This window comes from Corallococcus sp. AB030 (assembly GCF_003668965.1).
Classification (GTDB): Bacteria; Myxococcota; Myxococcia; order Myxococcales; family Myxococcaceae; genus Corallococcus; species Corallococcus exiguus.
This window is the reverse complement of the sequence record NZ_RAWQ01000281.1, coordinates 1-10,573: the sequence shown is the minus strand read 5'-3', so window position 1 is coordinate 10,573 and position 10,573 is coordinate 1. Positions and strand designations below refer to the sequence as shown.

Here is a 10,573-nt window from a genome sequence, read left to right as displayed (position 1 = left end):
TCCCGGAGGAGCTGCGCGAACCCGCGCCGGCCCCGAAGACGCCCGAGCCCAAGCCGAAGAAGGAGAAGCGCCGCCGCGCGGGGTGAGTCCCGCGGCATCCCGTTTCCGGGAAAGACCCGGTAGGCTGAGGGCGCCATGCAGGCGTGCCCCTTCTGCCAGACGACGATGCGCAACACCTACGCCCGGGGGCTGGTGCGCGACGAGTGCGGAGCCTGCGGGGCCGCCTGGTTCGAGGAGGAGATGCTGGCGCGCGTCGTCGGCGCGCCCACGCTGACGGCCGTCTTCGAACAGGCGAAGGGCAAACCCGGGCGCTGCAAGGGCTGTGAGGCCTCGCTCCAGTACGTCCCGGGCTGTCCGTCCTGCGGGCGCCAGGCGCCCACCTGCCCCACGTGCGGCAGCGCGCCACTGTCCATGGTGGAGCTGCGGGACGTGGCGGTGGACGTCTGCACGAAGTGCCGGGGTGTGGCCCTGGACGCGGAGGAGCTGGCCCGGCTCCAGAAGACCGCGGAGCCGGAAGCCCGCCATGAGCCACAGCCCATCGCCGCTGACTTCGAGCACGAGTACGACCCCAAGCGAAGCCTGAGCCTGTTGCCCAAGGTGCGCGTGGGTGACGAGCCGGCCTGCGTGACGTGTGGCCGGCGGATGGACGTGCGCTACGGGTTCGTCTGGGAGGAGCGGCTGTACTGTGGAAGCTGCGCGCCGGATGGCTCCGCGCCGTACACGGACGAGCTGACCAAGGCCCAGCCCAGCGAAACCTACGGCCGCCGGGCCCGGCACCTGAACAACAGCGCCGCCGAATCCGCCGTCGTGTGGCTCCTGTCGAAGATCTTCAAATAGCCGCTGTAGCAATTCAGGTTACAAATCCGCGTCTCGCACGACGCATTTGTCACGTTGAAAATTTCACCCAGAATATTGCACCCTGTCTGGATGAAATTGATCTGTCTCATCGTGGCCGCGCTCGTTTCAATCCCATTACACGCAAGCGCCGGGGAGGCCATCGACATCAAGCTCACGTCCAAGGTGGCGAAGTTTCCGGCGGACGCGCCCGTGGACCTCGCGGTCACGTTCACGAACGTATCGAAGGAGCCGGTGCGGATCCTCGGCTACCAGACGCCTGTCGTGGATGGCATCCAGGCGGACATCTTCACCGTCGCCCTGGAGCGCAAGCCGGTGGACTACATCGGCCGGCTCTACCGGCGCGACGCGCCCTCGGACAGCGATTACCTCACGCTGAAGCCGGGAGAGAGCATCTCGGGCATCGCCTCGCTCTGGGACAACTACGACCTCTCCGTCTCGGGCACCTACGCCGTCCAGTTCAAGACCGAGCTCCTGGACGCGCGAATGCGCCAGGGGACGGCGGTCTCCAACGTCGTCTTCCTCGACATCGAGGGTCGCGAGCCGCCCCTGGATCCGGACGACCTGGACGACGAACCGCAGACCAAGATCGTCAATGGCAGCAACGAGAAGTGGAAGTCGTGCAGCAGCTCGCAGAAGAACGCGCTGATCGACGCCCGGCAGCACGCCCTGAACTACGCGAACGACTCCTATGACTACCTGGTGGCGGCGAGCCCGGTGACTCGCTACACCCAATGGTTCGGCGCCTACGACAGCTCTCGTTACAGCACCGTCCGTGAGAACTTCCGGAAGATTCGGAACGCCGTGGACAACGAGACGTTCAAGTTCTACTGCGATTGCAACCAGAGCAACGCCTACGCCTACGTCAAGCCCCGGAAGGAATACAAGATCCACCTGTGCTCCGGATTCTGGCCCGCGCCCATGACGGGCGCGGGCTCCAAGGCAGACACCCTGATTCATGAAGTCAGCCATTTCCGGGTCGTGGCGAAGACGGATGACATCCAGTACGGCTACTCCGCCAACCTGACGCTCGCGAGCAGCGATCCCAGCAGCGCCATCCGCAACGCCGACTCGTACGCGTTCTTCTCCGCGGCCACGCCCTACAACCCCTACAACCCCTGCGCGCCGAAAGTCACGTCGCACACGGGCGCGCCCCTCACCGCGAACTGGGACGGGGCGAACTGCCACGTGATGAACGTGCCCTCCGGGCTGACGGCGTTCGTCCACAACAACGCCTACTACGTCAACGCGCTGCCCGGCACCTACTGCCCGGCGCCCTCCGGCTGGGACACGGCGAACTGCTACATCCTTCCCTACCCCTCCTGGAGCACCAGCTACTTCGTCTGGTCCGGGAACCTCTACCTGACGCCCGGCCCCGGCAACGCGTGCCCCGCGCCGTCGACGTTCGACGGGGCCAACTGCTTCGTCATGCCGCTGCCCTGGGGTTCGACGCCGTTCAAGTGGGCGAACAACCTCTACATCACGCCGACTCCCCACTGCGTCATCGGCGGTTATGACGGCGCGCACTGCCTGGTGGGTACGGCTCCCGCCAGCCGGACCGCCTACCTCTGGGGCTCGTCCTTCTATTACGGCCACTGAGGGCTGACGGACACCGTGTCATGACGGGTTGTCATTGCTGGCACCGCGATTCCTGACACGAGGTCCCGGACCGGGCCTCAGCGCCCACCGCGCCCCCTCTGGGGAGCCGCTGGCCCCTGGTTTGCTCAAGGCCTCCCTGTTCCAAACAGGGAGGCCTTTGTCATGAATGATGGAATGCAGCGGCCCGTTCAGGGCCTGTTCGTCCTGCTTGTCTTTTCGTGTGCCCTGACGTCCGCGCTGATCGCGAATCAGGTGACCAGCGCCTTCGTGCTGCCAGGCCTCCGGGACACCTGGGCGGCGGCTTCGGTGCCATCGAACGTCCCTCCCTCGAGGGCGCTGGATGAGACGCGCCTGGCACAGCTGACGGGGCTCTCCTTCGTCACCGGCGTAGAGGTGGATCCAGAGCGGCCGCCGGACATCCACCGGAGCACGCTGGCCATCCGGCTGCTGGGCACCCTGGTGGCGCAGGATCCCAGGTGGTCCATGGCCTCCATCCACGAGCTACCGGCCGGCAGCGCGCACAGCCTGATGGTCAGTGACCTCATCCAGGGGGCGCGGGTCTTCGCCATCGAGCGGGAGCGCATCCTGCTGCTGGTGGACGGGCGGCTCGAGTACGTCGACGGATTCGGGAGCGTGCCGCCCGTCGCGGTGAACGCCCATCCGGGGGCCGCGCAGCCCGGAGGCTCAGGCCTGGGCCGCGGCATCCGGGAGACGGGGCCAGACACCTACGCGGTGCCGCGCGAGGACGTCACCGAAGCGCTCACGCACCTGCCTGAGCTGTCGATGCAGGCCCGGGTGGTGCCCGCCTTCAAGGACGGCCGCCCCGTGGGATTCAAGCTGTTCTCCATCCGCGAGGAGTCGTTCTTCTCGCGGCTGGGGCTGCGCAACGGAGACGTGCTCCAGCGCATCAACGGCCTGGACCTGGACAGCCCCGACAAGGCGCTGGAGGCCTTCACGAAGCTGCGGGACGCCCGGCGCATCGAGCTGCAAATCGAGCGCGGCGGAGCCCCGGTCCGGAAGGTCTTCGACATCCAGTAGGCCCCTTACGCCTGCGCCGCCGCCAGCTTCTCCTGCGCGGCCTCCCAGCGGGCATAGAGGTCCTCCAGCTCCTCCTTGCCCGTGCGGTGCGCGTCCATCAGCGGCTTCGCCCGGGCGAAGTCGTTGTAGAGCACCGGGTCCGCCAGCTGGCCCTCGCGCTCCTTCTGCTCGGCCTCCACCTTCGCGATGCGCTCCTCCAGCTTCGCGATCTCCTTCTTGATGGGGCCCTCCACCACGGAGCGCCGCTGGCGGGCCTCCGCCTCCAGGCGCTTGCGATCCTTCTCCGACACCGGACCCGCACCCGCCGCCCCGCCCTTCCCGCTCGCCGCGCCTGTGTCCGCGCCCTCCGCCGTCAGGCGCAGCTGCTCCTGGTGGTAGAGGTACTCGTCCAGGTTGCCCGCGTGCGACGTGAGCTTGCCGTCCGCCACCTCCCAGACGTGCGTGCACAGGTTGTTGATGAAGCTGCGGTTGTGGCTGACGAACAGCAGCGTGCCGCCGTACAGCTTCAGCGCCTCAATCAGCATCTCCGACGAGTCCAGGTCCAGGTGGTTCGTCGGCTCGTCCATCAGGAGGAAGTTGGACGGCACCAGCAGCAGCTTCGCCAGCGCCACGCGGGCGCGCTCGCCACCGCTCAGCACGCCGATGGGCTTGTCCACGTCGTCGCCGCTGAAGAGGAACGCGCCCAGCACGCCGCGCACGTAACTCTCCGGCTTGTCCTCCGCCAGGGGCCGCACCTCCTCGATGATGGTGTTGCGGCGGTCCAGCTTGTCCGCGTGGTGCTGCGCGTAATAGCCCACCACCACGTTGTGCCCCACCGTCACCTTGCCGCTGTCCGGCGCCAGCTCCCCCGCCACCATCTTGAGCAGGGTCGTCTTGCCCGCGCCGTTCGCGCCCACCACGGCGATGCGCTGGCCGCGCTCCAGCCGCGCGTTCAGCCCGTCATAGACGGTGAGCGCGCCGTAGCGCTTGGTGATGTCCTCCATCAACACCACGTCCCGGCCGCTGCGCTCCACTTCCGGGAAGCGGAACTTCATCGTCTGGCGCTCTTCCAGGACCTGGACCTTCTCCAGCTTGGCCAGCATCTTCGCGCGGCTCTGCGCCTGCTTCGCCTTGGTGGCCTTCGCGCCGAACCGGTCGATGAAGCCCTGCAGCTCCGCGCGGCGCTGCTCCACCTTCTCCGCCCGCGCCTGCAGGAGCACCATCTCCTCGGCGCGCTGGCGCTTGTAGTCCTCGTAGTTGCCGGCGTACTCGCGCACGCCCTCCATCTCCAGGGACACCACCCGGTTGATCTGCCGGTTGAGGAAGTCGCGGTCGTGGGAGATGAGCACCATCGCCTTGTTGGAGCGGCGCAGGAACCCGTCGAACCACGCGAGCGTGGGCACGTCCAGGTGGTTCGTGGGCTCGTCCAACAGCAGCAGGTCCGGGTCCTGGAGGAGCAGTCCCGCCAGCGCCGCGCGCATGCGCCAGCCGCCGGAGAGCGCCTGGGTGGGCTTGGACAGGTCCGCGTCCTTGAAGCCCAGGCCCTTGAGGATGCGCTCGGCGTGGTGGCGGCCGTAGCGGTTCTCGAAGTCGTCCAGCTCCGCGTGGAGGTCCGCCAGCGTCTGGGCCAGCTCCAGCTGCTCCTCCTCGTCCGAGCTGCCGGCGAGCGCCGCCTCCGTGTCCTTCAGCCGGACCTCCAGGGAGTCCCGGCCGGGGACGGTGCTCATGACCGCCTCCACCACCGTGCCCTCCGGCAGGCCGGCGATTTCCTGGGGGAGGTAGCCCGCCCGGGCCCGGCGGCTGTACTGGACGGTGCCCCCGTCCGGCAGGCTCGCCCCGGCGATGATCTTCATGAGGGACGACTTTCCCGTCCCGTTGGCCCCCACCAGGCCCACCCGGTCCCTGGGACCGAGGGTGAAATTGTCCTCGTCGAAGAGGACCTTCTTTCCGTAGGCGAGGCTGATGTCCTGGGCGATGACGAGGCTCATGGCGGAGGGGGGAGATAACAGCCCGCAAGCCCTTCGGGAACGGTTCTGATGCCTGCTTGACTGCCCAGGGGGCACATCTCCCCGGTTGGGCGGAAGGCGGGGCTTGCCTATACTCCCGGCACCCATGGCCGCCCCCTGTCCCCACTGCGGTAGTACCGAAGGTCAAGATCACCTGTGCTCAGCGCAGAGCCTCCAGCTCCTGGGCCAGGTGCTGGACGGCCGCTACAAGATTGAAAGCGTCCTGGGCCAGGGCGGCATGGGCATGGTGTTCCGCGCCACGCAGACGTCCGTGCAGCGGCCTGTAGCCGTGAAGACGCTCAACCCGTCGCTCGCCGCGGCGCCCCAGTTCTTCGAGCGCTTCCGCCGCGAGGCGGAGATCGCCAGCCGCCTGCGCCACCCGAACGTCATCACCATCTTCGACTTCGGCCGGGCCGCGGACGGCACCTGCTACTACGTGATGGAGCTCCTCAAGGGGGAGAGCCTCAAGGAGCTGGTGAAGCGCGAAGGGCCCATGACGCTGCGCCGCGCGGTGAACCTGCTGGAGCAGGCCACGCTGGGACTGGCGCACGCGCACGACGAGGGCTGCGTCCACCGCGACCTGAAGCCGCACAACATCATGGTCCAGGCGCTCGACGGGAAGGACTTCGTCAAGGTGCTGGACTTCGGTCTGGTGAAGGCCCTGGAGCAGGACGAGGAGGAGCAGCTCACCTCCACCGGCCAGGTGCTGGGCACCCCGCAGTACATGCCGCCCGAGCAGGCCGGCGGCGAGTCCGTGGACCAGCGCTCCGACCTCTACTCGATGGCGGGCGTGCTCTACTTCTGCCTCACGGGCAGCTCGCCCTACGGCGCGAACACGGTGCGCAAGGCGCTGACGGCGTCGCTGACGCAGCCCGTGCCCCCGGTGAACAGCAAGCGCCAGGGCGCGCCGGTGCCGCCGGAGCTGGACGCCTTCTTCACCAAGGCGCTCGCGCCGGAGAAGGAGGACCGGTACCAGAACGCGCAGGAGTTCATCGACTCACTGCTGGACGCGGTGGAGGGCCTGTCCCCCGAGGAGCTGGACGCGCACCCCACGGGCGGCACGCCCGGCGCCGAGCGAGGAACGGGCAGCCGCAGCCGCGCGGGTTCTGGCAGCCGCGCGGGTTCTGGCAGCCGGTTGGGTTCCGGCAGCCGCGCGGGCCGTGCTCCGGCCACGGGCAAGACGGGGTCGCGAGTGGGCATGGCTCCGCCTCGGGGCGGCACGTCGGCGGGAGCGCAGGCAGCGGCTCCAAGAGCGACGTCCAACGGGAACAGCCCGGCGCAGGCGGCCTCGAGCAGGCCGCGTCCCCCTGCCCCCCGCCACGTGGAGCCGGAGCTTCCGCCGCCGCCCAAGGGCATGTCCGGGGGCGTGAAGGCGGCCATCATCGGCGTACCGCTGCTGCTGATTGGCGCGGGCGTGGCGGTGGTGATGGCGCGCGGGGGTGGTGAGACGCCGCAGGCCCCCGTGGCGATGACGCCTCCGAAGGCGCCTGTGGAAGCGCCGCCGTCCACGCGGGTGCAGGATCCGCCGGCGACGCCTCCTCCGGCGGCCTTGCCACAGGACGTGACGGTGGAGTTCACCTCCTCGCCGTCCGGCGCGGCCATCTTCGATGGTGATGCGCAGATCGGCACCACGCCCACCAAGCTGCTCATGCCGCGCTCCAAGGTCACCGAACTGCGCTTCAAGCTCTCCGGGCATCAGGACCAGGAGAAGACCCTGGACTACAGCCGGCTCGCGGACATGGCGGAGCAGCGCGTGAGCGTGCGGTTGGAGCCGGTGCGTGCCGCTCCGACGCCCCGGCCCACGAAGCCCACGAAGCCCGGCGGCAGCGACCCGGGCATCGGCGTGTTCGAGTAGGCAGCGGGTTCGATTCCCTCCGCCTCCACAGCTGGAAGCGCCGATAGACCGAAGCGTCGCCACAACTCGTCATCCGGGCGGTTACGCTTTCGACTACAGCGCATGCTGTGACGCCCCCCATTTACCTCAACAAGGTCTTCTGGGTGATGAACGCCATTGACGAGCAGTTGCCTACGTCGGCGGATATGCGATCCCAGAGAATCGTCTTGCAAGGCTCATGAGAGCCGCACGTGGAAATGGTTGACAGTCGCGGCTCAAGGTGGACTCCGCAGTCTCCATGATAGCGTTTGAGGCTCACTCGAAGGACCTCCAGGGGCTTCTCATGAAGATCTCTCTTGCAGCGATGGCGACGTTTATTGGCCTTTCCCTCCTGGGCTGCGGCGGCCCGGCCCTCGAAGACACGATGGCCCCCGAGGCTGAAGCGCGGACGGTGTCTCAGTTCGCAACCTGTACGGCGACTTGCGCTGGGGGAACGTCGGTCTCCTGTACGGGGACCACCTGCACGTCGACGAACAACCAGGGCGTGACGTGCGACGGCGTGTCGACCGCGTGTCCGGCATCGTGCAGCGGGCTGCCGTCATGCAGCCAGTACGTGAACCAGCGGTGCACGACCCCGAACGCCACGAAGGACTGCTGCAACGCCACGACCCAGAAGCCGAACTCCCTGCTGTGCTCGGGCTCGGCGACCACGGGCTACCGCTGGCTCAATTACTAGCCGCGCCGCATCAGGCCGCGGGCTCCCACGCGGAGAGACGGGTGAAGTCTCTCCGCGTGGGTTCACCGACAGCCACCGCTCCTCATGCTGAAGAGAGCGGACCTACAAACAATTGGTCGGCGAATTGCAGCAGGCCCCGCCCATGCACACATTGTACTTGGGGCCCGTACAGGCATTCCCACAAGCGCCACAATTGTTGTTGTTGCTCTCCAGGGTCGAGCACGAGCCATCGCCGCACAGCGTCCAACCCGGAATCGCGGGGACTGAACAGTCCTGCGTCTGCGTGATCGTGGACGACACGCATGCATCACTTGAGCAGCTGTAACTCGTCACATTCCTTGTCTGGAGCCCCTGCCCACAGGGGGTGACCATGTTGCACGTGCCCCACGGCCCGACGACTGGCGCCCCGCACGCATCCGGACCGGGATTCCGCGTACACGCCTGGGTCTCCGAGCTGCTGGAGGTTGGCGTACACTGTCCCGTCGCGCAGTTATAGGTGTAGTGAGTCACCTGGCGAGACTGCGTGCCCGTCGCGTCGCATGCACTGCTGAATCCACCACAGGCGCTCCAGCTCCCATAGCTCGAGGGGCACGGCTGGGGACCGGGGGCGCTCCGTGAGCACGTTTGCGTCTCCGTGCTGCTCGACGCGTTGCACGACCCGGAGCCACACGTCGAATCCGTCACCGTCCTCGATTGCGTCCCCGTCGAATCGCAGAAGTCGCTGAAGCCTCCACAGCTTCCCCAGCCTCCGTAGCTCGTGCCGCACGAGCTGCCATTCGTGTTTCGCGTGCACGTCTGCGACTCCGAGCCAGCAGAGGAACCGCACGTCCCGTTGGAGCAGGTGTACGAAGTGACGGAGCGTGACTGCGTTCCCGTCTGGTCGCAGGTACTGCTATAGCCACCGCAGCTTCCCCAGCCTCCGTAGCTGGGAGCACCGCAGCTGGCGCCATTCGTGTTGCGCGTGCACGCCTGCGTCTCCGTACTCGTGGACGCCACGCACTGCCCACTGGCGCAGCTGTAGCCGTAGCTCGTCACCGTCCTTGACTGCGTCCCCGTCTGCGCACAGGCATCGCTGAAGCTGCACGCGCCCCACGCCCCGTAGCTGGGCGCCGCGCAGTTCGTGTTGGGGGCCGCCCGTGTACACGCCTGCGTCTCCGTGCTGCTGCTCGACGCATTGCACGTCCCGGAGCCACACGTCGAAGCCGTCACCGTCCTCGACTGCGTCCCCGTCGTGTCGCAGAAGTCACTGAAGCCTTCGCAGCTTCCCCAGCCTCCGTAGCTCGTACCGCACGCCGTGCCTCCCGTGCTTCGCGTGCACGCCTGCGTCTCGCTCGAGCCCGTGCCCGCACATGCCCCACTGCTGGTGCAGGCAGACGCCGTCACCGTGCGCGACTGGCTCCCCGACTCATCGCACGTGTCACTGAATCCATCGCAGCTCCCCCAGTTTCCGTACGCGGGGGCAGCGCACGTGCTTCCCACGGCCTTGTTGCTCCAACCGCTCGTCGTCATGCCCGGGTTGCACTCCTGGCAGGCCACGCTGGGGTGGGTGGTCCCCGCCGCGTAGTACGCCCCTCCAATCCAGCACCCGCTCAGGCACTGTCCCGTCGTGTTGCACACCTGACCGGCGCCGCATGCCGTCCCAGCCGCCTTCACCGGGTACGTACAGGCCCCGTTGGCGTAGGTGCCCGGGGAGTCATGGCATGCGCTCGGAGGCGTCGTGCACGCCGGCACTCCCGCGCACGCCCCCGTCCCGCTGCACACGTCGTTGAGGGTCCCCCCGTTGCCATCATTGCAGGCGGTGCCCGCGGCCTTCGGCGCATAGGTGCACGCTCCAGCGCTGCACGTGCCAGCCGCCTCGTAACACTGCCCGGGCGGACTGGTGCAGCTCACCGGCGTCCCCGCGCACCCTCCGTTCCCGTTACACGTCTCACCCACCGTGCATGCATCCCCGTCATCACACCCCGCGCCGGCCGCCTTGTACGTGTAGGAGCACGTCCCGTTGCTGCATGCGCCCGCCGCCTCGTAGCACTGCCCGGGCGGGCTGTCGCAGTGGGTGGCGCTTCCCGCGCAAACACCCGCGCCGTTGCACGCGTCCGTTCCGGTACAGGCATTCCCGTCATCACAGGCCGCGCCCGAAGCCTTCGGTGCGTAGCTGCACACCCCATTGATACACGTGCCCGCCGCCTCGTGGCACGACCCCGGCGCGCTGTCGCAGCTCACCCCGGCGCATGCGTCATACCCATACACCTCCGCCGTCGCCAGGCTCGCGCTCCCGGTTCCTCCCACCACCAAAATCTTCCCCTCCAGCGGCGCCGCCACGTGCACGTACCTCGCGACCCCCATCGGCGTCGTCGCGCTCCACGTCCCGCTGGCCTCGTCGTACAGCTCCGTGCTGCTCAACGCGCTCCCATTCTGTCCTCCCGCCACCAGCACCTTCCCCGTGCTCAGCAGCGTCGCCGTGTGCAGCTCCCGCGCACTCCCCAGCGCGCCCGTCGCGCTCCACGTCCCCGCGCTCGGGTCGTAGAT

Annotated in this window: 7 protein-coding genes; 4 read left to right on the top strand and 3 right to left on the bottom strand. The window is 68.1% G+C overall.

Annotation, left to right across the window (positions count from 1 at the left end):
• The first annotated feature begins 135 nt into the window (after positions 1–135).
• From D7Y15_RS39725 to gspC, 3 genes are all read left to right on the top strand, one after another.
• Positions 136–837, top strand: coding sequence for a zf-TFIIB domain-containing protein (locus tag D7Y15_RS39725; RefSeq protein WP_120580343.1), 702 nt, complete (start codon positions 136–138; stop codon positions 835–837).
• Between the two features lie 90 nt (positions 838–927).
• On the top strand, positions 928–2,454 hold the full coding sequence (locus D7Y15_RS39720) for a M35 family metallo-endopeptidase (protein WP_148712992.1): 1,527 nt from the start codon (positions 928–930) through the stop codon (positions 2,452–2,454).
• Between the two features lie 162 nt (positions 2,455–2,616).
• Positions 2,617–3,492, top strand: a complete 876-nt coding sequence (gene gspC, locus D7Y15_RS39715; protein WP_148712991.1) for a type II secretion system protein GspC — start codon at positions 2,617–2,619, stop codon at positions 3,490–3,492.
• Between the two features lie 5 nt (positions 3,493–3,497).
• Here gspC and D7Y15_RS39710 read toward each other — a convergent pair whose 3' ends face one another.
• Complete coding sequence (locus tag D7Y15_RS39710; protein WP_121755815.1) at positions 3,498–5,459, bottom strand: ABC-F family ATP-binding cassette domain-containing protein; 1,962 nt, start codon at positions 5,457–5,459, stop codon at positions 3,498–3,500.
• A 124-nt stretch (positions 5,460–5,583) separates the two neighbouring features.
• On the opposite strand from D7Y15_RS39710, the gene D7Y15_RS39705 reads away from it, so the two are divergent.
• Positions 5,584–7,332 (top strand): serine/threonine-protein kinase, encoded by a 1,749-nt coding sequence (locus D7Y15_RS39705; RefSeq protein ID WP_121755814.1) that lies wholly within the window; start codon positions 5,584–5,586, stop codon positions 7,330–7,332.
• Between the two features lie 435 nt (positions 7,333–7,767).
• Here the strand turns inward: D7Y15_RS39705 and D7Y15_RS44980 are convergent, their stop codons facing one another.
• Both D7Y15_RS44980 and D7Y15_RS46675 read right to left on the bottom strand, forming a co-directional pair.
• A complete protein-coding gene (locus tag D7Y15_RS44980) occupies positions 7,768–8,022 on the bottom strand; it encodes a hypothetical protein (protein WP_158624542.1) in 255 nt (84 codons plus the stop codon).
• A gap of 127 nt (positions 8,023–8,149) precedes the next feature.
• Complete coding sequence (locus tag D7Y15_RS46675; protein ID WP_304988696.1) at positions 8,150–10,474, bottom strand: kelch repeat-containing protein; 2,325 nt, start codon at positions 10,472–10,474, stop codon at positions 8,150–8,152.
• Between the last annotated feature and the right edge of the window lie 99 nt (positions 10,475–10,573).

Bases quoted from the DNA above. Each gene is read 5' to 3' on its own strand.
- gspC (WP_148712991.1), top strand. From the start codon at position 2,617: ATGAATGATGGAATGCAGCGGCCCGTTCAGGGCCTGTTCGTCCTGCTT.
- D7Y15_RS39705 (WP_121755814.1), top strand. From the start codon at position 5,584: ATGGCCGCCCCCTGTCCCCACTGCGGTAGTACCGAAGGTCAAGATCAC.
- D7Y15_RS39710 (WP_121755815.1), bottom strand. From the start codon at position 5,459: ATGAGCCTCGTCATCGCCCAGGACATCAGCCTCGCCTACGGAAAGAAG.
- D7Y15_RS39720 (WP_148712992.1), top strand. From the start codon at position 928: ATGAAATTGATCTGTCTCATCGTGGCCGCGCTCGTTTCAATCCCATTA.
- D7Y15_RS39725 (WP_120580343.1), top strand. From the start codon at position 136: ATGCAGGCGTGCCCCTTCTGCCAGACGACGATGCGCAACACCTACGCC.